Source organism: Streptomyces sp. AC1-42W (assembly GCF_003248355.1).
GTDB lineage: Bacteria > Actinomycetota > Actinomycetes > Streptomycetales > Streptomycetaceae > Streptomyces.
On the sequence record NZ_QKWY01000001.1, the window covers coordinates 1,323,073 to 1,344,539 of the forward strand.

Annotated in this window: 16 protein-coding genes and 1 pseudogene; 7 read left to right on the top strand and 10 right to left on the bottom strand. The window is 70.7% G+C overall.

Features of this window, described 5'->3' with window-relative positions; all coding sequences use genetic code 11:
* The first annotated feature begins 1 nt into the window (after position 1).
* The 3 genes from DNK56_RS06050 to DNK56_RS06060 all read left to right on the top strand — a co-directional run bounded on the left by DNK56_RS06050 (position 2) and on the right by DNK56_RS06060 (position 2,611).
* Entirely contained in the window at positions 2-871 is an 870-nt protein-coding gene (locus DNK56_RS06050; RefSeq protein ID WP_199563932.1) for an ABC transporter permease, read from the top strand.
* Positions 872-894: 23 nt separating this feature from the next.
* Entirely contained in the window at positions 895-1,887 is a 993-nt protein-coding gene (locus DNK56_RS06055) for an ABC transporter ATP-binding protein (RefSeq protein WP_111331154.1), read from the top strand.
* 61 nt (positions 1,888-1,948) lie between these two features.
* Positions 1,949-2,611, top strand: coding sequence for a DUF1707 SHOCT-like domain-containing protein (locus tag DNK56_RS06060; RefSeq protein WP_111331156.1), 663 nt, complete (start codon positions 1,949-1,951; stop codon positions 2,609-2,611).
* Positions 2,612-2,642: 31 nt separating this feature from the next.
* Here the strand turns inward: DNK56_RS06060 and DNK56_RS06065 are convergent, their stop codons facing one another.
* Positions 2,643-3,893 (bottom strand): SGNH/GDSL hydrolase family protein, encoded by a 1,251-nt coding sequence (locus DNK56_RS06065; protein ID WP_111331158.1) that lies wholly within the window; start codon positions 3,891-3,893, stop codon positions 2,643-2,645.
* Between the two features lie 484 nt (positions 3,894-4,377).
* Between DNK56_RS06065 and DNK56_RS06070 the strand changes: the two genes are divergently transcribed.
* Positions 4,378-5,589 carry a DUF445 domain-containing protein gene (locus tag DNK56_RS06070; protein WP_111335513.1) on the top strand — a complete coding sequence of 404 codons (1,212 nt, stop codon included), beginning with the start codon at positions 4,378-4,380 and terminating at the stop codon, positions 5,587-5,589.
* A 52-nt stretch (positions 5,590-5,641) separates the two neighbouring features.
* Here the strand turns inward: DNK56_RS06070 and DNK56_RS06075 are convergent, their stop codons facing one another.
* Entirely contained in the window at positions 5,642-5,944 is a 303-nt protein-coding gene (locus tag DNK56_RS06075; RefSeq protein WP_111331160.1) for a hypothetical protein, read from the bottom strand.
* Positions 5,945-6,187: 243 nt separating this feature from the next.
* On the opposite strand from DNK56_RS06075, the gene DNK56_RS06080 reads away from it, so the two are divergent.
* Positions 6,188-7,690, top strand: a complete 1,503-nt coding sequence (locus tag DNK56_RS06080; RefSeq protein ID WP_111331162.1) for an MFS transporter — start codon at positions 6,188-6,190, stop codon at positions 7,688-7,690.
* The gene (locus DNK56_RS06085) at positions 7,687-8,265 is read left to right on the top strand and encodes a TetR/AcrR family transcriptional regulator (RefSeq protein ID WP_111331164.1); all 579 of its coding nucleotides are present in this window, start codon (positions 7,687-7,689) and stop codon (positions 8,263-8,265) included. The genes DNK56_RS06080 and DNK56_RS06085 overlap by 4 nt, the downstream gene beginning before the upstream one ends.
* Positions 8,266-8,329: 64 nt before the next feature.
* Here the strand turns inward: DNK56_RS06085 and DNK56_RS06090 are convergent, their stop codons facing one another.
* From DNK56_RS06090 to DNK56_RS06115, 6 genes and pseudogenes are all read right to left on the bottom strand, one after another.
* Positions 8,330-8,875, bottom strand: coding sequence for a hypothetical protein (locus DNK56_RS06090; RefSeq protein WP_241989775.1), 546 nt, complete (start codon positions 8,873-8,875; stop codon positions 8,330-8,332).
* A 33-nt stretch (positions 8,876-8,908) separates the two neighbouring features.
* On the bottom strand, positions 8,909-9,715 hold the full coding sequence (locus tag DNK56_RS06095) for a colicin immunity domain-containing protein (protein WP_241989776.1): 807 nt from the start codon (positions 9,713-9,715) through the stop codon (positions 8,909-8,911).
* Positions 9,712-14,424, bottom strand: a pseudogene (locus DNK56_RS06100) (putative T7SS-secreted protein). The gene DNK56_RS06095 and the pseudogene DNK56_RS06100 overlap by 4 nt, the downstream one beginning before the upstream one ends.
* 3 nt (positions 14,425-14,427) lie before the next feature.
* Entirely contained in the window at positions 14,428-15,078 is a 651-nt protein-coding gene (locus DNK56_RS06105) for a hypothetical protein (RefSeq protein WP_111331166.1), read from the bottom strand.
* On the bottom strand, positions 15,075-15,524 hold the full coding sequence (locus tag DNK56_RS06110; RefSeq protein ID WP_111335519.1) for a hypothetical protein: 450 nt from the start codon (positions 15,522-15,524) through the stop codon (positions 15,075-15,077). Before DNK56_RS06110 ends, DNK56_RS06105 begins: the two co-directional genes overlap by 4 nt.
* Before the next feature lie 646 nt (positions 15,525-16,170).
* A complete protein-coding gene (locus DNK56_RS06115; protein ID WP_111331168.1) occupies positions 16,171-18,138 on the bottom strand; it encodes a serine/threonine-protein kinase in 1,968 nt (655 codons plus the stop codon).
* A 231-nt stretch (positions 18,139-18,369) separates the two neighbouring features.
* On the opposite strand from DNK56_RS06115, the gene DNK56_RS06120 reads away from it, so the two are divergent.
* The gene (locus DNK56_RS06120) at positions 18,370-18,975 is read left to right on the top strand and encodes a dihydrofolate reductase family protein (protein WP_111331170.1); all 606 of its coding nucleotides are present in this window, start codon (positions 18,370-18,372) and stop codon (positions 18,973-18,975) included.
* A gap of 59 nt (positions 18,976-19,034) precedes the next feature.
* Here DNK56_RS06120 and DNK56_RS06125 read toward each other — a convergent pair whose 3' ends face one another.
* Together DNK56_RS06125 and DNK56_RS06130 are read right to left on the bottom strand one after the other, a co-directional pair.
* A complete protein-coding gene (locus DNK56_RS06125; protein ID WP_111331172.1) occupies positions 19,035-20,726 on the bottom strand; it encodes a cellulase family glycosylhydrolase in 1,692 nt (563 codons plus the stop codon).
* Positions 20,727-20,883: 157 nt separating this feature from the next.
* Entirely contained in the window at positions 20,884-21,240 is a 357-nt protein-coding gene (locus tag DNK56_RS06130; protein WP_111331174.1) for a DoxX family protein, read from the bottom strand.
* Positions 21,241-21,467 lie beyond the last annotated feature (227 nt).

A 21,467-nucleotide genomic window follows, 5' to 3' on the forward strand; every position in this document is an offset into this window, starting at 1 on the left:
CGTGGCCGAGGCGGCCGAGGCCGCGGTGGAGCCGGCGCCGGTGACGGCGTACGAACCGAGGTCCCGGCTGGTCGAGGGGGTCCGGGCGTACGGCCTGATCGTCGCGATGTGGCTGCGCTCGACGATGGCGTACCGGGCGTCGTTCCTGATGACGGCGTTCGGGAACTTCGTGGCGACGGCGTTCGACTTCGTGACGATCCTGCTGATGTTCGCGCACGTCGACGCGCTGGGCGGCTACACGCTCCCGGAGATCGCACTGCTGTACGGGGCGTCGGGGACGGCGTTCGGCCTGGCGGACCTGCTGATGGGGTCGATGGACCGGCTGGGCCGCCGGGTCCGCGACGGCACGCTGGACACGCTGCTGGTGCGGCCCGTTCCGGTCCTGGCGCAGGTGGCGGCCGACCGGTTCGCGCTGCGCCGTCTTGGCCGGGTGACCCAGGGGCTGCTGGTCCTCGGCTACGGCCTGGTGGCCGCGGACATCGACTGGACCGCGGTCAAGGTGCCGGTGCTGCCGCTGATGCTGCTGAGCGGGGCGGTGATCTTCGGTTCGCTGTTCGTGGCGGGGGGCGCGTTCCAGTTCGTCGCGCAGGACGCCTCGCAGGTGCAGAACTCGTTCACGTACGGCGGGAACACGCTGCTCCAGTACCCGCCGACGGTGTTCGCGCAGGACCTGGTGCGCGGCGTGACGTTCGTGGTGCCGCTGGCCTTCGTGAACTGGCTGCCCGCGCTGTATCTGCTGGACAGGCCGCTGCCGCTGGGGCTGCCGGACGGGGTGGCGTTCCTGCCGCCGGTCGTGGCGGCGGTGTGCGCGACGGCGGCGGGGCTCGCGTGGCGCAGGGGGCTGCGGTCGTACCGCAGTACGGGAAGTTGAACCGGGACGGGAGAGGAAACGGCATGGGTACGGGCACGGGCGGCGGGCCTGCCTTCATCGAGCTGGACGGGCTGGAGAAGGTCTTCGACGTCCGGCGCAGGACCGGCTTCCTGCGCGGCGAACGCCGCCAGGTGCGGGCGGTCGACGGGATCAGCTTCCGGGTGGAGCGCGGCGAGATGGTCGGCTACATCGGGCCGAACGGAGCCGGGAAGTCCACGACGATCAAGATGCTGACAGGCATCCTCACCCCGACCGGCGGCTCCCTGCGGGTCGCGGGCATCGACCCCTCGCGGGAGCGTACGCGGCTGGCGCACCGCATCGGTGTGGTCTTCGGGCAGCGCACGACGCTGTGGTGGGACCTGCCGCTGCGCGACTCGTACCGGCTGATGCACCGCATGTACCGGGTGCCCGACGCGCGCTTCCGCGCCAATCTGAACCGGTGCGTCGAACTCCTGGACCTGGGCGAGCTGCTGGACGTGCCGGTGCGTCAGTTGTCGCTGGGGCAGCGGATGCGCGGGGACATCGCGGCGGCGCTGCTGCACGACCCGGAGGTGCTGTACCTGGACGAGCCGACGATCGGCCTCGACGTGGTCTCCAAGGCCAAGGTGCGCGGCTTCCTGCGGGACCTGAACGCCGAGCGCGGTACGACGGTGCTGCTGACCACCCATGACCTCACGGACATCGAGCAGCTGTGCAGCCGGGTGATGGTGATCGACCACGGCCGGCTGATGTACGACGGCGGTCTGGCCGGGCTGCACGAGGTGGGGGAGAGCGAACGCACCCTGGTGGTCGACCTGGAGCGCGAACTCCCGCCGATCCGCCTGGAGTCGGAGCCCGGTGTGCGGACGGTGAAGGTGGAGGGGCCGCGCCAGTGGCTGGCCTTCCCGGCCTCCGCGTCGGCGGCCCCGCTGGTGGCGCGGATCGCCGCGGAGTACCCGTTGGTGGACCTCTCGGTGCGGGAGCCCGACATCGAGGCCGTCATCGCCCGGATGTACGCGTCGGCCACCGCTCCGTAGGCCGGTGACGTGAGCGGGTGCGTTCAATAGGCTGCGGGGTATGACAAGCGAACTTCCGGATATGCGGGCCTCCGACGCCGAGCGTGAACGAGTTGCCGAGATCCTGCGTGAGGCGGTCGCCGAGGGCCGGCTGGAGATGGAGGAGTTCGAGCAGCGTCTGGACAGCGCGTACAAGGCCCGTACGCACGGGGAGCTGGAACCGCTCGTCCGCGACCTGCCGGCCGTCGGCGCGCCCGCGCCGGCCCCGGCCGCGGTACGGCCCCGGACCGGTTCGGCGGCCCGCTGGGCGGAGCGCGTCGGCAAGCCGGCCACCTCGGGCGGCGCGTTCGCGTTCTGGGGCGGGTTCCGGCGCCGGGGCAACTGGACGGTCGGCAAGGTCTTCACCGCGTTCGCGATGTGGGGCGGCGGCGAGATCGACCTGCGCGAGGCGAACTTCGAGGACCGCGAGACCGTGATCCGCTGCTTCACGATCATGGGCGGCATCCAGGTGACGGTCCCGCCGGACCTGAACGTGGACGTGCGGGGCGTCGGCATCATGGGCGGGTTCGGCGAGGACGCGAGGGACGAGTCGGTCCCCGCCCCGGACGCGCCCCGCGTCCGGATCACCGGCTTCGCGCTGATGGGCGGCGTCGGGGTGGAGCACAAGCGCAGCAAGGCGGAGAAGCAGCGGCTGCGCGAGGCGCGGCGCGAGCGGGGCCGCCTGGAGAAGGGCGAGGACCGCTGACCCCGGCCCCTTCTCCGGCGGCCCGGCCGTCTCAGAGGGCGTCCGTCGTCGGCCTGGTGGCGAGCAGCGTGCCGAGGTCCGGGAGGGCGGCCAGGCGCGCGTAACCCGCGTCGTTCAGGTGCAGATGGTCGCCGGAGTCGTACTCCGCGCGCAGCCGCCGCGGGTCGGCCGGGTCGCGCAGGGACGCGTCGAAGTCGAGGACCTCGTCGAAGACGCCGCCCGACCGGATCTCCGTGTTGACGGCCTGGCGCACCCGCTCCCCGTCGGCCGTCCAGTTGCGCCAGCCGCCGTACGGCATGAGGGTCGCGCCGATGACCCGCAGGCCGCGTGCGTGGGCCCGGTCGGTGAGTTCGCGCAGGGCGGCGGTGATCCGCGCGGGGTCGGTCTCCCTGGGGAGCGCCTGCACGTCGTTGATGCCGAGCGCGATGACGACCGTCTTCACGCCGGAGACGCCGAGGACGTCCCGGTCGAAGCGGTCCAGGGCGCGTGGCCCGGTCTCGTCGAGCAGCAGCCGGTTGCCGCCGATGCCCTGGTTGACGACCGCGTACCGGCCGTGCAGCCGGTCGGCGAGCACGTCGGGCCAGCGGGCGTCGGCGTCGGTGGTGGAGCCGGAGCCCGCGGTGAGCGAGTCGCCGAACGCGACGATCGTCGTGTTGGCCGCCGTGCCGCCGCCCCGCACGTCCACGGCGGTGAGGTAGCGCCACTGCGTGGTGCTCCAGGTGCCGCGCTCGTCCTCGGTGTACGAGGTCTGGTGGCTGTTGGGGTGCGCGGTGACCGGCCCGTCCGCGGTCGGGGTGCGCAGGGCGACCACGAGGTCCGCGTCGGCGCCGACCGGGACGGCGACGGCGTCGCTGACGGTCTGCCCGCCGGCCGCGATCGTGGCGGACCCGGCCCCGCCGAATGTCACCGGGCGGGTGTTCACGGTGACGTGGTCGACGAGCAGGGGCCGCGTACCGAACAGGTTGGACAGGGTGACGCGGGCCTCGGAGCCGCCGATGCTGGTGTGCACGACGTTACGGATGATCCGCCGGCTCTGGTCCCCCTCCTGCGCCGGGTCGGCCACGCCCGTGACGGGGGCCGCCGCCCAGGTGGCGAGCCAGTGCCCGGAGGAGTGCGCCGGGGCGGCCGGGGCCTTGGCCGCGCCCTGCGGCGCGGTGGAGGCGGCGGCGGTCGCCCGTGGCCCGGTGAACAGCAGCGAACCGGCGAACGCCACGGCCGCGGCGAGCGCGGCGGTGCCCGCCAGCAGGGCTATGAGCAGGGCGAGACCCTGGCGCCTGGGCATGGACGGTGTGTCTCCTTGCGGAACGGGGGAGGCGGGCCGGTGGCCTGCTCCCATGATGAGGCAGCGCGCGCGGGGAACTCGGCGTGCGGTTCGGGAGTAGGTCCTTCCTGAAGCTCCAGCGCGGGTGAAGGAGCGGTGTCCGGTGTCGTCGAATCCAAGGCGGAGGAAGGAGTCGACGCGGAGCGTCGGCGAGTGACGACAACGCCGGAGGCGGCGGCACCGGGCGCTGCGACGCCGCGGGGGAGCTGCAGGAAGGACCTAGGCTCAGGTAGGCACAATGCGTAGGGGGCGCGGGGTGCCGCGCTGACGCGGACGGGTGGAGCGGATGGAACGGATCGATGGGACCGGGCGGGCCGCGCGGGGCGAGCTGCCCCCCGGGCCCGGCGGGAAGCGGCGGGACGAGGGCGCGCGGGAGCGCCCCGCGGGCCTCGCCTCGTTCGCGTACACCGAGGCGGACGAGGAGAAGCGTCGTGGCGTACGCCGGATGAAGACCACGGCCACCGGCCTCCTTCTGCTGGTCGCGCTCGTGTACGTCCTCGCCACCTGGGCGAAGAACGAGGGGGTGAGCGGCTGGCCGGGCTTCGTCGCGGCGGCCGCCGAGGCGGGCATGGTGGGTGCGCTGGCCGACTGGTTCGCCGTCACGGCCCTCTTCAAGCGTCCGCTCGGTCTGCCGATTCCGCACACCGCCATCATTCCCACCAAGAAGGACCAGCTCGGGGCGTCCCTCGGTTCCTTCGTCGGCGAGAACTTTCTCTCCGGGGACGTCGTTCGTGACCGGATTCACTCCCTGGGCATCGGCCGCCGGGTCGGCGGCTGGCTCGCCGAACCGGACCACGCGGACCGGGTGACGGCGGAGCTGGCGACCGTGCTGCGCGGGGCGCTGACCGTGCTGCGGGACGCGGATGTGCAGGCCGTCGTCGGCGAGGCGATCACCCGCCGGGCCAACGCCGTGGAGATCGGCCCCGGGCTGGGCCGGATGCTGGAGAAGATCGTCGCGGACGGCGGGCACCGCAAGCTCGTGGACCTGGTCTGCGCCCGCGCCCACGACTGGCTCGTGCTGCACGGGGACTCCGTGATGGACGCGGTGCAGGGCGGGGCGCCCGGCTGGACGCCCCGGTTCGTGGACAAGCGGGTCGGGGAGCGGGTCTACAAGGAGCTGCTGCGCTTCGTCACCGAGATGCGGGACATGCCGGGCCACCCGGCGCGCCACTCCATCGACACGTTCCTGTCGGACTTCGCGGCCGATCTGAGCTCCGACTCGGAGACCCGGGAGCGGGTGGAGCGGCTGAAGTCGGAGATCCTGGGGCGCGGCGAGGTCCAGGACGTCATCGCCTCCGCCTGGGCTTCGGTGCGGGCGATGGTGATGGCGGCGGCGGAGGACGAGCGCAGCGAGCTGCGGCTGCGCGCCCGCGCCTCGCTGATGTCGCTGGGTGCCAGGCTGGCGTCGGACGACCGGCTGCGGGCGAAGCTGGAGGGCTGGCTGGAGGACGCCGCGGTGTACGTCGTGACGACGTACCGGGCGGAGATCACCTCACTGATCAGCGACACCGTGGCCGGCTGGGACGCCGACCAGACCTCCCGCAAGATCGAGGCCCACATCGGCCGCGACCTGCAGTTCATCCGCATCAACGGCACGGTGGTGGGCGCCCTGGCGGGCCTGGCGATCTACTCGGTGTCGCAGGTGTTCTGGGGGTAGCGGCGCGCCGCCGTCCACGCGGCGCGCCGGGAGCCGTGCGTTCCGGTACGGGTCAGGAGGCCCGGCGGGTGACGGCCCAGGAGGCGGCGGCGACGGTTCCGGCCACCGAGAAGACGGCGGGCCAGGCGCCGACCTTCCTGGCCAGCGGGTGGGAGCCCGCGAACGCGGCGACGTACGCGGTGGTCAGCGCGACCGCCGCGCGCGGACCGGCCTGCCGGTTCCACTCGTACGCGGCGACGCCGCCCGCCGCCGCGAGCGCGACCCCGCCCAGCGGCCGCTTGCGGGTCCACCGCGCGACGGCGTAACCGCCGACCAGTCCGCCCGCCGCCACTGCCGCCGCCGGTACCTTCGCCATCACAGCCACCTCCGCCTACGTCCACGTCAGGGGCGCGCCCCGGCGCGTACGAACACGCGCCCCGCGCCTAGCACCGCACCGGCGCCCGGATCGAGGCTAACTCGCGCTTCGGCATTCCCGTCGCCCAGGGGGTGCACACGTGTTTACCCTGGAGGTGAACGCCTGTGCACCCCCTGTCCGTGCCCCGCGCCACCGTGCGCACCGCGCGCAGGACGCGCCCCGCCGAGCCCGCAACGGAGAATCATGCCCGCGGAGATACCCGCCCCCGCCACCCCCGCGACCCAGGCCCCGCACCCGCGCTTCGCGGTGGGCGTGCTGGCCTTCTGCGGGGTCGTCGTCGCGGTCATGCAGACGATCGTCGTCCCCCTCCTCCCGCACATCCCCGCGCTCACCGGCGCCACCCCGGCCGCCGCGAGCTGGCTGGTCACCGTCACCCTCCTCACCGGCGCCGTCTTCACCCCCGTCCTCGGCCGGGTCGGCGACATGTACGGCAAGCGGCGGGTGCTCGTCGCCTCGCTCACCGTGCTCGTGGTGGGCTCGGTCCTGTGCGGGGCCAGTTCCCACATCGGCGTACTGATCACCGGCCGCGCCCTCCAGGGCGCCGCCATCGCCGTCGTCCCGCTCGGCATCAGCATCCTGCGCGACGAACTGCCGCCCGAGCGCGTCCTGTCCGCCGTCGCGCTGATGAGCTCCACCCTCGGCATCGGCGCCGCCGTCGGCCTGCCGATCGCCGCGCTGGTCGTCGAGAACTACGACTGGCACACCATGTTCTGGGTCTCCGGCGTCATCGGCCTCATCGACATCGCGCTCGTGCTGGCCTGCGTCCCCGAGTCCCCGCTGCGCACCCGGGGCCGCTTCGACGCGCTCGGCGCGCTCGGCCTGTCCGGCGCGCTGGTCTGCCTGCTGCTCGCGGTCACCCAGGGCGGCGCCTGGGGCTGGACGTCCGGCCGGACGCTCGGACTGCTCGTGGCGGCCGTCGTCGTGGGACTGATCTGGGGCGCGTACGAACTCCGCGTCCCGACGCCCATGGTCGACCTGCGGATCTCGGCCCGCCCGGCGGTCCTGTTCACCAACATCGCCGCCCTGCTCATCGGCTTCGCCTTCTACGCGAACTCGCTGGTCACCGCCCAGATGGTGCAGGAACCCAAGGCCACCGGCTACGGGCTCGGCGCCTCGATCGTCGTCAGCGGACTGTGCCTGCTGCCGGGCGGGCTGTCCATGGTGGCGCTCTCGCCCGTGTCCGCCCGGATCTCCGCCAAGCACGGCCCCAAGGTCAGCCTGGCCCTCGCGGCCGGGATCATCGCCGCCGGCTACGGGGTGCGGTACTTCACCAGCCACAGCCTGTGGCTCATCATCGCCGGCGCCACCGTCGTCTCCGCCGGCACCGCCATCGCCTACTCGGCGCTGCCCGCCCTGGTGATGCGCGGCGTCCCGGTCAGCGAGACCGGCGCGGCCAATGGGCTCAACACCCTGATGCGCTCGATCGGCCAGGCGTTCTGCAGCGCCACCGTCGCCGCCGTCCTGGCCAACATCACCTTCCGGGCCGGCGGCCGCACCGCCCCCACCCTGTACGCGTACCAGCTGGTCTTCGTCATCGCCGGGGGCGCCGCCCTCGCCGCCCTGGCCGTCACCCTCCTGCTGCCGGGCGGCAGGCCCACCGGTACGGGTACGGTCGAGGAGAGCCGCAAGGCGCCGGGCACCCGGAAGGGCGGTGCGCGGCCGGCGGAGATCCAGGAGGGCGCATGACCGGTGGTGGCCAGGCCGTCGCGGCGACCCCGGCCGCGGACACCGGCACGGGACGCGACGCGATCCTCCGGGCCGCCCGCCGGGCGTTCACCCAGCGCCCGTACGCGGAGGTGACGATCAGGGGCATCGCGGCGGACGCCGGCGTCAGCCCCTCACTCGTCGTCAAGCACTTCGGCCGCAAGGAGGAACTCTTCAACACCGTCGCCGACTTCGGACCGGCCGCGGCCCTCCTCCTCGACGCCCCGCTCGACGCCCTGGGCCGGCACATGGTCGTCACCCTGATCACCCACCGCCGCGCGCTCCACTCCGACCCGCTGCTGCGCGTCGTCTTCTCGCTCGGCAACCAGGACGAACGCTCCCTGCTCCGCGACCGGTTCCAGGAACAGGTCACCGACGCGCTCACCGCCCGCCTCCCCGGCGACGACCGCGCCCTGCGCGCCGAGCTCCTGGCCGGCCACCTGCTGGGCCTCGGCGCCACCCTGAGCCTGCACCGCGAGGGCGCCGGAGCCGCCGCGACCCCGAACCACATCGCGAACCTCTACGCCCCCGCGCTCCAGAACCTGATCACGGGCTGATCCCGCGCGGCAGGGGCTGGTCTGGAGGCCGACCGGGACAAGCTGATCGGCCTGCGTGACCCGATCAACCAGTGGATGCCGGGGCGTCCGGAGGACCGTCGCTGACCCGGGAGACCGGGTTCCGGGGATCGTCGATGTCGACGGCGAGCTCGAACCCCGCGGTCGAGTGGAACGTGGCGACGTTCCCTGACACCCGGATCCGGTCGAACGGATTGGAGTCCGCGAAGAACACCGCCCAGACCAGCTTGCGGTCGGCGGTCAGCCGGGCGACGAACCCGTCCGCGCCCATCGTGCCCTCGCCGCCCCACAGGAACCCCCCGTCCCCTAGGCCCACGGAGGCGAGCCCGTCGACCGAGGTCACCCAGGACGGATCGTCCGCCAGTATCGCGTCGACGTCGAAGGGGTCGAGTACGGTGAGGCGCGCAGGCGTGCCGGGGGCGAGGGCGACGTCGTACGCGCGCCCGTCGGCGAAGTAGAGCCCGTCCTCGGCAGGAAGCCCGTAGTCCTCGTCGCCGGCCAGCCATCGGGCCGGTACGCCCAGGTCACGGACGCGCTTTTCGTGCGACCTCGCCGGTGGCCCAGTTGATTCGGTTGACTCCAAGGTCGTCATGAGCTTCCGAAGGTAGGTGGACGCCGTAGATCATCAAATTCCATCGGTACGCTCCATGACTTTCCGTACCGCATCTGTCAGCTCTTCATCCGATAGGTCGTCAGGATCTTTGAGGGCCGGATCGATGGAATAGTCCTCCAATAGAGAGAAGATCTGATCGAAGGCCGTGAGGAGTGGGTCGCGAAGCCTCTCGCCGTTGTTCTGGGATGCGCGGCGGGCGTCCAGCCATTCGCGGGCGAAGTCCGCTCCGCTGATGGACCCCACGGTGAAGGCCTGCATTAGTTTCACCTGACGAGCAGCGCTTGTTCCGGCGGGAATTTCCCGCGCGCGGGCCCAGGCAATGTGGCGGGAAGGAAATGACTGCGAGATGTCCTTGAGGTCAGGCCACCGTTTGGCTGCAGCACGGGCGTATCGTCCGAAGCGGGCTCGCCCTCCGTCCACTCCTTCCGGGACGGCGCCCTTGAGGAATCCTGCTGTTCCTGCCACTAGCACGTAACCAGGGCGGGGGAAAAGAATCGCACCCTGCCGGTCCGATGAGGCAAGGAGGAGAGGGGGAGTGACTCCATCCAATTCTGATGCCGCTACGTCCGGTGCGAGCAGACGCCAGGTTCGGCTAGCCGTTTCGGAACCAATCGCCATCACTAGTACAGCGTCTGCTCCTCCCGTGTGGCAGCCTTCAATGATGCGTTGGACCAGAGCGTCGTCCACGCGCGAGCCGGCGGGCACCGGAACGACGAGTTTGGGGCCGACGGCCAGCCAGGCCGAGTTGTAATCCCCGATGCTGGACAAAATCCCCGGCTGATCGGAGTTCGCTTCGCTCGGAATGCTGTAATCAGTCACCAAAGGAATCCCTTGTCGATGATGTCTTTAAATTGCTTGTCTCCCAAATTCCAGGCCGACCAAAATCTTCCGTCCGCGTGGAGCATGACCATTTTTTGCGTGGTTGGATTAATGAATCCCACGGCTTGCCCCTGACCTCTGTAATCAAAGCGGTAAATCTTAGTCCCATCTGCGGTCATGTGGGAGCGCATACTTTCTTCGAATCGCTTCAGGTTTGCTCCATTCAGATTTCCTTTCGCGTCCAGGAAATCGTCGCCATGTGCATGAAACTTCTTGCTCATTACTTTCTGGTTCGAGAAATCTGCTTTCTCTTCCCAGCCGCGGCGAGGGCAGGGGGCGAGGCCGAGTGGGTCGGATGACGAATGGGGGTTGTGAACATAGGTGAAAGTGTTGGGTGCCGGTATGAGGCCGAGGGGATCCGGGGTGAGATAGCGAGCAGTCTCGGGATCGTAGTGTCGGTTGAGATTGTAGTGGAGGCCGGTCTCGGGGTCGTGGTATTGGCCGGGAAAACGGAGTGGGGTATAAGCGGTATTGGTTTTTCCCCAGGCGGTGGTGCCCCAGAGTGTTGCCTGAGAGCGCCAGGCGAGATTTCCGAACTCGTCAACGAGTTCGGCGGGAGCACCAATCAAGTCCGTGGTGATCGCGAAGAAGCGTTCGTTTGTCGTCGATGGATCGGTCTCCGCAGCAATGATGCGTTCGTGCTGGGCCATGGGGCGTGTGCCCTGGTGGTCCCAGGTCAGAACGACCGGGCGGGGGAGGCTCGGGGACGTGGTCGTCTGCTCGCAGAGGGTAGTGTCATCCCAGGTGAAGCGGGTTTCCTCGACGACGGTCAATCCGTCGTCGCCAAGGCGTTGCTTGGCGGTGCGCCGACCCAGCGGGTCATACCGGTAACGCCATTGTGTCCCATCCGGTGTAATGACGGCGATGAGACGGTCCTCGGCGTCCCACGAGTATCGCCAGGTGTCGGGTCTCCTGGAGAGGCGGGTCTTCTGTCGCAGGGTGATGCGACCAAGAGCATCGTGCTCGTAGCGGACCCTTCCGGCGCGCGTGATGGTCGTGCCGACGTACGCACGGGGCCCGGTGGCTTCGCTGCCGGGATGAGAAGCCGGCCATGAGGCGGTCGTCTGATTACCAGCGCCGTCGTAGGTGTACGTCTCCGTCCAGTTCGCAGCAGTGACCTTGGTGACTCGACCGACCGCGTCAAGATCGAAATGCCGACGCCCACGCAGAGTGTCGTTGAGGTCTGTGAGATGTCCGTCGAGCTGGTAGTTGTAGGTGCGGCTGACCAGAGCGCGCCCGCCGTGGGTCAGCTGCTCAGCGGAGAGCTGGCCGGCCTTGTCGAAGGTCGAGGTGAGGGTCATTGTGTCGCCGAATGCGCGTGTCAGTTCGCGGCCTGCCGCATCAAGGGTGAAGTTGATGCGTTGGGTGCCCGCGTTCAGACGAGCGAGTCTGCCGGCAGCATCGTAGCCGTAGCTGGTGGACCGGCCAGTGGGCGTCACACGTTGCGCACGGCGGCCAAGAGTGTCATACGCGAAGGTCATGACGTGCCCGTCAGCCATCGTTGTTCGGAGGCGTCCACTCCGGTCGTATTGGTGGGTCAGTTCGCCGTCCGGACCGACAGCCCGGACCAGGCGCCCCGCGTCGTCGTAGACGTAGGTCGTTTCCTTGCCGGCGGAGGTTTTACGGATGACGCGACCCAGTGCGTCGTGCTCGTAAGCAACGCACTCGCCAAGCGGGTTCGTACGGGCTATCACCTGCCCTATTGGGTCACGTGTATAGGTATAGGTGCGGCCATCGAAGTCCGTTTCCGATATGAGCTCACCGGCGGAGTCGTAGGTGTACGTCCAGATCAGCCCATGAGGATTAGTGACATGGGTGACACGGAGTTCACTGTCGTGCTGGAACGCGTAGCGCGCTCCGTCAGGATCTGTGCGGGTGGTGAGGAGGTCGAAGTCGGTGTATTCGAAGTGAGTGGACCGCCCCATAGGGTCGGTGTAACTGGTGCGGTTGCCCTCGCCGTCATATGTCCACGATTCCGTTGCGCCGTCGGGGCGCGTACGGCTGGCAAGCTCACCGTCAAGCGTCCACTGGCACACGGTCTCGGACCCCAGTGGGTCCGTGATGTGGACCAGACGGCCGAAGACATCGAATTGGAAGTGTGTGGTGGCGCCGAGCGAGTCGGTGACTCGGATCGGAAGCCCTGCGGGGTCATGAAGCACTTCGGTCGTAGCTCCGTCCGCCTCGGTGAGAGAGACCAGCCGACCGTAGGTGTCGTACGAGTAGGAAGTGATGCGGCCGGTTGGGTCGGTCAGTGCGGTGCGGTTGCCACGTTCATCGAATTCCTGACGCCATCGACTGCCGTCCGCATGGGTGAGCGTGGTGATGAGGCCCGATGCATCCCGTTGAGCCCGCAGCTCGGTGCCATCCGCCCGCCTGACACCGACAGGTCTGCTCTCTTCGTCGTAGGAGAACATCGTGGTGTGTCCCAGTGCGTCGGTGTGGGTCAGGCGGTTCCCGTGGGCGTCGAAGGTGTTGCGGGTGGTGTTGCCCAATGGGTCGGTGGTGGCGAGGATTCGGCACCTGCGGTCGACGAGATGATGGGTGGAGCGGCCGTCGGCGGTGGTGAGGGTAGTGGTCCGGTTGCCCGTGGACGGGTCGGGTTCGGTGTACGCGAGGGTGAGCTGGAAGTGGCCCGCCACGCCGCCCTCGGCGACGACGCGGTCCCGGTCGTCGTAGGCGTAGCTGTATCGGCTGTTGTTGGAATCGATCCAGGCCGTGACCCTGCGACGTTCGTCGTAGGCAAGGGTGAGGGCGGTGCCGGATGGTTTGGTGACGGTGGTGAGGTTGCCGTCGACGTAGCCGTAGGTGCGCAGGGGGATGATCGTGCCCGGATCGGCGGGCGTCAGTCCGTTCTCGTTCGTCGTGGGGGCGAGCAGCGCCAGGCTTGTGACGAGTCCGTCTGTCAGTGCCAGTTTCAGGTGGTAGCCGGCGGAGTGGACGAGTGCGAGGGGTGTGCCGTCGTCGGTGCGGTCGACGGTGATGGTGTTGTTGTTGCGGTCGCTGATCTCGCCGAGCCAGGCGGTGCCGTCTTCGCCGGGGCTGGTTCCGCGAGGGGCGTCGAAGTGGTGGGTGAGGCCGGTGTCGGGGTCGGTGAGCCGGTAGTCGCCGGACGCCTCGCGTTCCAGGACGCTGCGTGAGGTGCCGGTTTCGGGCCGGGTGGCCAGTCCTGGGGCGGGGTGGGGGTAGGGGATGAGGCGGCCGTCGTCGGTGACGTGGATGACGCCGTTGGCGTCGATTTCCAGGTGTTCGTCGACGGTGGAGGACCAGGAGGGGCCGAAGAAGCGGCCTGCGGTGTAGCCGGACTCGACGCGGCGGGTGAAGGCGAGCGGCAGCACGCCGGGCAGGACCACATCGGTCTGGGGCAGGAACATGCGGCCGGAGGCGAGGTCGACCGGGTCGGTGCCCTTGGTGGTGCGTTCCTCGGGGGTGCGGTTGTGGGTGCCTTCGGGGGCGTCGTCGACGAGGCGGCGGGCCTTGTTCGCGTCCTGGGCGAGGTCGGCGAGTTCCTTCGCGGTCCTGGCTCCCTTGACCGCGGCGCCTCCGCCGCCGGTCGCGGCGGTGAGGACGAGGTCGGGGACGAGGCGGCCGAGCCCTTCGGCCGGGTCCTTCATGAACTCGGTGACCATCTGCCTGCCCGTGCCCCAGGGGTCGTTGGCGACCTGGACGAGCCCGGCGGCGGTGTTGCTCAGCGCGAGACCGTACTCGGCGGGGTGCGTGATGTTGTACGGGTCCATCGGGTTGACGGTGCGCACGAAGTTGAGGAGCCCGGCCGTGCCCTTGGCGACCCCGCCGACGAAGTGGGTGTTCATCAACTGAGTCTCGGCGAGCCAGTCGGCGACCTGGTCGGCGTACTTCGGCTTCGCCGGCGCGGCGTCCCGTGCGGCGGCCACCGCGGTGCGGGCGGTCTCCGCCGCGGTGTTGCGCTGCGTACGGGCCTCCGCGAGGAGCTGCTGCGCCTCCTCCATGCGCGCCTTGCCCGGGTCGGTGAACTCACCGGGCCGGGGCGGCAGCGTGGACGGGTCGCGTTTGTCGGCGGGCAGGGCGTTGTACGTGTCGACGGCCTTGTTGAAGGTGTCGCACCTCTCCTTGTGGGCGTCCATCGCCTCTTCGGAGGCCTTGGTGCCCGCCTTCCACTTGTCGATCGCCAACTGGGCCTGGCCTTAGGCCCATTCGACCGTGCCGGCGAACGAATCCAGCGCGCCCGCGGCCTTCTCGAAGGCGTCGGCGGCCTTGAACCACTGGGGCGGCTCCACAGAGACCGACTCCCGGAACGCGTCCGCCGTCTGCCCCTTGAGCTCGGAGGCGTCCAGCCCCTTGAGCCCGTCGCCGACCTTGTCGAGCGAGCTCCGCAGGTTCTTCAGGTGCGTGGCGGTCGAGCGGATCTCGGACGGGCTGCCATAGATCAGCTTCTTCTTGTCCTCCGTCTGACCGAGGTCCATCTCCTCGGCCTCGGCGCCCATCCGGTTCGCCACCGAGCGCGACTGTTCGCGCACCCAGTCGGCGCCGGAGTCCCAGCCCACGTCCTCCAGCCGGTCGGCCGTCCAGTCCCCGGCGTCCTCGACCCGGTCACCCACCCACTTCTTACCGCCGTCGACGGCATCCTCGATGAAGTCCGGTGTCAGATCGCCGACAAGATCCCCGAGCCCCATGGATCAGTTCCCCCCGTCGTCAGGCCGCTGCTGCCGGGCCCGCTCCTCGGCGGAAGGGCCGAACGCTTCGTCCACGTCCCGGTCGAAGGTCTCCTGGTCGCGGCCGAGCAGGCTGTTCATCACGTCGTTGTGCAGGCCCCCGACGCCCTCGGTCATCACCGCCCGACCGGTGTCATTCCAGGTCTGCCCGGCCTCGTCCCCGGCCCGCTCGAACGACTCCACGCTGTAATCCGGGCTCAGATAGTCCGGGGTAAGCACCTCGCCCCACCCCTGGTTGACGATGTCGTCATCGGACGCGTTCGGATTGCCCACACCCGCGTTGACCACGATCTTCAACGTGCCCTCGATGTACCGCTCCTCCTCCCACAGCACCCCCGCCGACAGACCCAGCTTCGCAGCGATGGCGTTGGCGTCCTGGACCAGCGCCCGCACCCCCCACTCCCACCGCTCACAGAAGTCCCCGAAGGTCACCGACAACCCGTAATGCCCGGCCTCCATACCGGTCATCGACAGCCCCGACACGCCCTTGCCCAGCGCCGCCCCCGTACCGGAACCGATCTCCCCCAGCTCGTCCACCGTCGCGCGCAGCCCACTGGTGATCTTCTGGACACTCCCCGGATCAACGTGCAGATCCCCCGTACCGCCACCGCTCACAGCCCACGCCCCATGCCTTCACTCGGCGCCACCACGGTGCCTTCCTGGCCGACGGCAACGGCGTCCGGCACGATCCCCGCCACGGGAGGGAAGAACATGGACCCCTCGGGATCAGCGATGTTCACCGCGACGCCCGCCGGCACCCCCATCGCCGGAACGATCTCGTCCAGCAGCCGCGCTCCCCGCAACTCCGCGAACTCCCACGACTGCCCAGCCGCCCCAGCGCCGTCAACAGAAGCCCGTCCCCGCGCGAACCGAGCCAGTGCCGTCTCGTCCGTGAACCCGCACACCCAGCGCACCCCGCCGAACTCCGCAGTCCACAACCCGCCGTCAACCAACGGCACCAACACCACAGCCCGCCGGAACTCCCCCAGCAACGCCCGCGGATCACCCACCCCGGCCCGCTGATCGGCAATCCGATCCGCCAGCGTTGACCCCTCAGCCATGGCCCCCCGTTCGCATTCGCTATCGACCTCGAACACCGTAGGACACCACACCCGCCACCATCAGCGGTTCCACGACCCTGACTGCTTTCGACCGGTGAGGCATGCGGGGGCGGCATGGGCGGCGCAGTCGCGCGGGGACAGGGGGGCGTCGGGTTCTGATCGCGTAGATAGTTCTGCGCCAGTTGACCACGGTGAGGTTCCGTGGCGGTGTCCCGATCCTGCCCGATCCCGGCTGTCCTGGCCGGGGCGGGCTCTCCGGGCCAGGCTGATACCGGCCGTCTGCGCCGCTATCTGGATCGCGTGCCCGATTCTCGTAGCCGTCAGGGGCGGTGGTATCGCCTGGGCAGCGTGTTGTTGATGTGTGCCAGCCTGAACCATTGAGGAGATCGCAGAGCAGGGGGGCAGCGGGCTGCTCCGGGGCCCGCTGGCCGGCTCGGCTTCCGCTGCCATGTGCCCGGCCGGTGCCGCTCCCCGTTCCAGCCCGTCCTCACCCGGTCCCGGCGACAGCGGACGCCGATGCCCTGGGCGTGGTCGGCGGTGCCTGCCTGGCTGACCGCATCATCCGGGACCTACCCGAACGAGTCGCCCGGATTCTCGGCATCTCCGACAGCTCCCACACCTCGGCAACCGCGTCCGGAGGCCGGTGTCACCGGACCGCGTTGCGCCATACCGTCACGTCGAGGGTGATGTAGTCGCTCGGTGAGTCCTCCGGGGACTTCGCCTGGAACGTCACCAGGCCCATGTGCCCGGTTCCGGTGGTCACGCACACCTGGCGGCCCTTGGACAGCTTCTCGATGGAGATGCTCGACGCGAAGCGCGTCTCCGCGCGGCAGACGTCCAGCGAACCCTCCTGGCCGGGGTCGAGGAGGGTCAGCTTGCCGCCGTCGCTCTCCGCCTCCAGGTAGCCGGAGTCGTACGCCAGCTCGTACTCGCCGTCCACACCGTCCTGCGGACGCACCTCCGCGTCCCCGAACGTCAGGTGGTAGCCCCGCGTCAGGTTGATGCCGGGGAAGTCGTCCGGCGTCGGGTCAGTCGTCGCGGGCGTCTGCCCGTCCGGCTGCCGCGTCTCCCCGTCGTCCTCCGTGCCCGCACCCGAGTCCGTCCCGGCCGTGTCGTCCGAGCTGGGCCGGGAACTCTTCGTCGGCTTCGGCTCGTTCTTGTCCTGGGTGACGGCCCCGGCCTTGTCCTCCTTGCCGTCGTCCTTCAGCAGGAAGTACGCCGTACCCCCGCCCGCCACACCGAACAGCAGCGCGGCGACGATCGCCAGGGCGGCGGCCCGACCGCGCCGGCGCTTCGGGGGCGCGGGCTGCGCCACCTGCGCGGTCGGCTGCGTGACGCCGCCCCCGGTGTACGCGGGCCCCGGGTACCCGTACGACGGCTGCGCCTGCTGGTAGCCGCCCTGCGCGCCGTACGGCCCCGGCGCCACCGGCGCGGGCCCGTGCCCCGGCGCGGGCGTGACCGGCGGACCGTACCCCGGCGGCGGGGTGCTCGGCGCCGGAGCGGTCGGCGAGTACGCGACCGGGGCGGCGGGAGCGGGGGGCGCGTCCTGCACCGGCGGCGCGGCGGGCGTCGCGGGGGCGGCGGGCGCCTGGGCCGGCGGCGTCGCGGGCGCGGCGGGCGTGGGAGTGGGCGCGGGCGTGGGCGCGGCGGCGGGTGCGGACGGCGGAGGCGGCGGCGTCTGTACGGGGGCCGGCGCGGCCGCCCGTACGGTGATGTCGGCGGCGACCGGCTTCGGCAGCCAGTCCTCCGGCCGCCGCAGCACCGTCTCCGCGTTCGCGGTCTGGCACAGCCGGATCACCTCGGCGACCGAGGGCCGGTCCGCCGCGTCCTTCGCCAGGCAGCGCCCGACCAGCTCCATCAGCCGCTCCGGCACCCCGGTCAGGTCCGGCTCCTCGTGCACGATCCGGTACAGCACCCCGTGTGAGGTGCCCTCGCCGAACGCGGGCGAGCCCGTGGAGGCGAACGCCGCGACCTGGCCCAGCGCGAAGATGTCCGTCGCGGGCGTGACCCGGCGACCGGCGGCCTGCTCGGGCGCCATGAACGACGGGGTGCCGATGGTGACCCCGCTGCCCGTGAGCGACGTGGCGTCCGCCGCGTAGGCGATGCCGAAGTCGATGACGCGCGGCCCGTCCGCCGCGAGCAGCACGTTCGACGGCTTGAGGTCGCGGTGGACGATCCCCGCCCCGTGGATGACGTGCAGCGCCTCCGCCATGCCCGCGATCATCAGCAGCACCGTCTCGACCGGCAGCGCGCCGTGCGCCACGACCGCGTCGGCGAGCGAGGGACCCGGCACGTACGCGGTGGCGAGCCAGGGCTGCGCGCCCTCGGTGTCCGCGTCGATCACGGGCGCGGTGAACAGCCCCTGCACGCGCTGCGCGGACTGCACCTCCTGAGCGAACCGCCGCCGGAACTCCGCGTCCTCGCCGAACTCGGGCCGGATCACCTTGATCGCGACGGGCCGCCCGCCCGGCGTGTACGACAGATACACCTTGCCCATGCCGCCCGCGCCGAGCTTGGCGGCCAGCCGGTACCCGGCGATGGTGGTCGGGTCGTCGGCCGCGAGGGGCTGGAAGACCTGCGAGGCGTCGCCTCTGGCTGGCTGCTGACCGCTCATGAACTCGTAACTCCCCCGGAGAGCCGCTGCTGTAGAAACGGCACTTTATCCAAATCGCCGGGGCACGGCGCCCCCTGAGCACCTATCGGACCCAGCGGGCCCAAGGGGTGTGCCCCCGCTGCCCCCACTCACCGGAAGACCGGATTCCCGTTGCCTGCTCCGGGCGCCTGTTTGATCATGGGCGGCCGGCGGTCCCGCGTACGGTGGCCGCCCCCGGACGAAAGGCCCCATGTGCGCAAGCTCGTCTACTACATCGCCGCGACCCTGGACGGCTTCATCGCCGGACCGGACGGCTCCGACCCCACCGGGCCCGACGGCTTCTGGCCCATCCCGGAGGACTACCTCAAGCACCTGATCGCCGAGTACCCGGAGACGCTGCCCGGCCCGGCGCGGGCCGCGCTCGGCGTGACGGCGGAGGGCACGCACTTCGACACGATCCTGGAGGGCCGCCGCTCCTACCGGATCGGCCTGGACGCCGGTGTGACGGACGCCTACCCGCATCTGCGCCACCTCGTCTTCTCCCGCACCCTCGGCGAGAGCCCCGACCCGGCCGTGGAGATCGTCGCGACCGACCCGGTGGCGCGCGTACGGGAGTTGAAACGGGAGGACGGCAAGGACATCTGGCTGGTCGGCGGCGGCGAACTGGCCGGGGTCCTCTACGGGCAGATCGACCGGCTGATCCTCAAGCTGAGCCCGACGACGATCGGCTCCGGCATTCCGCTGTTCGGCCGGAACGCGGCGTTCGAACCTGCGGCCTGGGTGCTCGCGGACCACACGGTCCTGGGAAGCGGAGCGGCGTACGTGACGTACGAGCGTGCTGCCTCCGTCACCGGCTAGGCGCGGCCGGTACGGACACCGTCCGGCGGGGGTCGCGGCCCCCGCCGGACGGCACCGGGTCACGCGGTGGCGCAGGCCGCGCCGCTGAGGGTGAACGCGGCCGGGACGCTGTTCGTACCGTTCTGGCTGCCGGTGAAGCCCACGGTCACCGAGCCATTCGGGGCGATCGTGGCGGTGTACGCGGCCGGCGCCACGCTCACCGAGGCGCCGGACCGGGTCGGCGTACCGCCCCACATGTTGGTGATGGTCTGGCCGTCGGCGAAGTCGAAGCCGAGCGTCCAGCCGTCGACGGCGGCGGTGCCGGTGTTGCGGATGGTGATCTCGCCCTGGAAGCCGCCCGGCCACTGGCCGACCACCTTGTACCCGACCGTGCAGCTGCCGGCCGGCGTCGTCGGGGCCTCGTCCGTGGTCACGCTCACGGCGGCCGACCGAACGGAACGGTTGCCGGCCGCGTCGCGCGCGTAGACGGCGAAGGAGTACGCGGTGTCGGCGGTCAGTCCGGTGACGGTCACGCCCGTGGTGGCGGAGGAGGCGACCACGGTCTCCGCGGTGCCGTTGACGCGGACGACGTCGTACCCGGCGACAGCAACGTTGTCGGAGGAGGCGGCCCAGGTCAGCGTGGCGGAGGTGTCGGTCACGGCCGAGGCGACGGGGGTGCCCGGTGCGGTGGGGGCCTCGGTGTCCTCCTCGGCGGGCCCGCCGTAGACCGTGGCCTCGCGGGAGGTCTGGGCGATGCCGTTCGCGCCGTGGAAGACGCGCTCGCCCCAGGAGCTGAGCCGCGCCGGGTCGAAGCCGATGGTCAGGTCGAGGATCGGGTCGGTGTTGCCGCTCCAGGACCAGGCGATCCAGCCGAGCCCGAGCCGCTGCGCCTCGGACATCATGGTGTCCTCGTCCGGGTCGCCGTACTGGTCGGCGGGCCCGCCGAACTCACCGATGACCAGGGGCAGTCCGGCGTCCACGAAGGTGTTCAGGTAGTCGGTGACCTTCTGGGCGGTGTTGTAGACGCTGTACATGTGGATCGAGAAGAGCAGGTTGCCGGTGGTGTCGGCGTCGTAGACCGCCTGCGCGTTGTCCCGCATGACGTTCTGCCAGTCCTGGCCCCAGTTGGGCGCGTCCACCATGATCGTGTGCGCGAACCCGGCGGCCCGCAGCTTCTCGATCGCGGCGGTGGTGGGGGCGGTCCAGCCGGCCGGGTCCGTGTTGCCCCAGGGCTCGTTGCCGATGTTGATGACGATGTAGTCCTCCTGGCCGTCGAGGACGTCCTTGAGGCCGATCCAGTAGTCGGCCGCGTGGTCCAGCGTGCCGGCGGCGGAGTCCTCCCCGTACCCGGTGGTGTCGTGCACCTCCAGGACGCAGATCAGCCGGTTCGCCTTGCACTGCGCGACGACGGAGGCGACGTCGTCGGGCCCGTTCTCGCTCCAGCGGTAGCCGTCGGACAGCACGACGCGGACGGTGTTGGCCCCGGTCGCCTTGATGTCGGCCAGCGACTGGGTCTCGCCGGGGTACCAGGTGTGCGCGTGGTTGACCCCGCGCATGATGAAGTCGTTCCCGTTGCCCTCGACGAGCCGGCCGTCACTGATGTGCAGCCCGGTGGTGGCGGCGGCGTCGGCCGGGGCCGCCGGGGCGGGGGCGGCCTGCGCGGGGGTGAGGGCGCCGAGGCCGAGGACCCCGAGGAGGGTGGCCAGGACGGTGAGAATGACGGAAGCGGGGCGCTTCACGGTATGTCTCGCTGCGTAGCTCGCGGTACTCATTGCGGCTCCAGGGATGGGGGAGGAGGGGCGGTCACTGAGTGTGGGAGCGCTCCCATGCTCAGTGTGCAACCATGAAGCCATTCCGGTCAGGAGCACGTCAAGAGGTCGGATGGCTTGGGATGGGGCGGGGTGGGGGGCTGGGGCCTCGGAGTGGGGCCTACCAGGCGCCGTGGTGCTGCACGCCCAGGATCAAAGCCGCGACGGCGGTCGCGAGGAAGACGATCCCGCCGACGATGTTCCGGGAGCCGACCCGCAGGTGGGCGGTGATCGCCCCGATGAAGTAGAGGACGAGCCCGGAGGCGGCGAGGGTGCCGAGCGCCGGCACGGCGAACCCGGCCGCCAGCCCGAGGGTCCCGGCGGCCAGCAACAGCCCGAGCACGGGCACGTACTTGCGCGGGATGCCCTTCATGTCGGCCTGCGTCTTGGGGTAGTCGTGCCCGATGAGGTACGTCACGGCCGCGGCGCCGTTGAAGAGGATGCCGAGGGCGGTGACGGTGAGGTAGGCGATACGCATGAGGGACTCCGGCGTGGCGAGATGGGGCGCTGTCGTCGTTTCACAGGGTCCGACGAAGTGGGCGGCTGTTTTGTGAGGTCGGGTCGCCGGAGGGGGAGTGGTCGGAGGGGTGGGGTGCGCATGGGGTGGTGGCGTACGGGCACGGGGTACGGGGGCGGCGTACGGGTACGGGGACGGAGACGGCGTTTGGGCACGGGGTACGGGGACGGGGCCGGCGTACGAGCACG

What these genes read in the sequence shown, in the direction of transcription:
- DNK56_RS06055 (WP_111331154.1), top strand. Translation starts at nt 895, where the DNA reads ATGGGTACGGGCACGGGCGGCGGGCCTGCCTTCATCGAGCTGGACGGG.
- DNK56_RS06060 (WP_111331156.1), top strand. Translation starts at nt 1,949, where the DNA reads ATGCGGGCCTCCGACGCCGAGCGTGAACGAGTTGCCGAGATCCTGCGT.
- DNK56_RS06065 (WP_111331158.1), bottom strand. Translation starts at nt 3,893, where the DNA reads ATGCCCAGGCGCCAGGGTCTCGCCCTGCTCATAGCCCTGCTGGCGGGC.
- DNK56_RS06070 (WP_111335513.1), top strand. Translation starts at nt 4,378, where the DNA reads ATGAAGACCACGGCCACCGGCCTCCTTCTGCTGGTCGCGCTCGTGTAC.
- DNK56_RS06075 (WP_111331160.1), bottom strand. Translation starts at nt 5,944, where the DNA reads ATGGCGAAGGTACCGGCGGCGGCAGTGGCGGCGGGCGGACTGGTCGGC.
- DNK56_RS06080 (WP_111331162.1), top strand. Translation starts at nt 6,188, where the DNA reads ATGCCCGCGGAGATACCCGCCCCCGCCACCCCCGCGACCCAGGCCCCG.
- DNK56_RS06085 (WP_111331164.1), top strand. Translation starts at nt 7,687, where the DNA reads ATGACCGGTGGTGGCCAGGCCGTCGCGGCGACCCCGGCCGCGGACACC.
- DNK56_RS06090 (WP_241989775.1), bottom strand. Translation starts at nt 8,875, where the DNA reads ATGACGACCTTGGAGTCAACCGAATCAACTGGGCCACCGGCGAGGTCG.
- DNK56_RS06110 (WP_111335519.1), bottom strand. Translation starts at nt 15,524, where the DNA reads ATGGCTGAGGGGTCAACGCTGGCGGATCGGATTGCCGATCAGCGGGCC.
- DNK56_RS06115 (WP_111331168.1), bottom strand. Translation starts at nt 18,138, where the DNA reads ATGAGCGGTCAGCAGCCAGCCAGAGGCGACGCCTCGCAGGTCTTCCAG.
- DNK56_RS06125 (WP_111331172.1), bottom strand. Translation starts at nt 20,726, where the DNA reads ATGAGTACCGCGAGCTACGCAGCGAGACATACCGTGAAGCGCCCCGCT.
- DNK56_RS06130 (WP_111331174.1), bottom strand. Translation starts at nt 21,240, where the DNA reads ATGCGTATCGCCTACCTCACCGTCACCGCCCTCGGCATCCTCTTCAAC.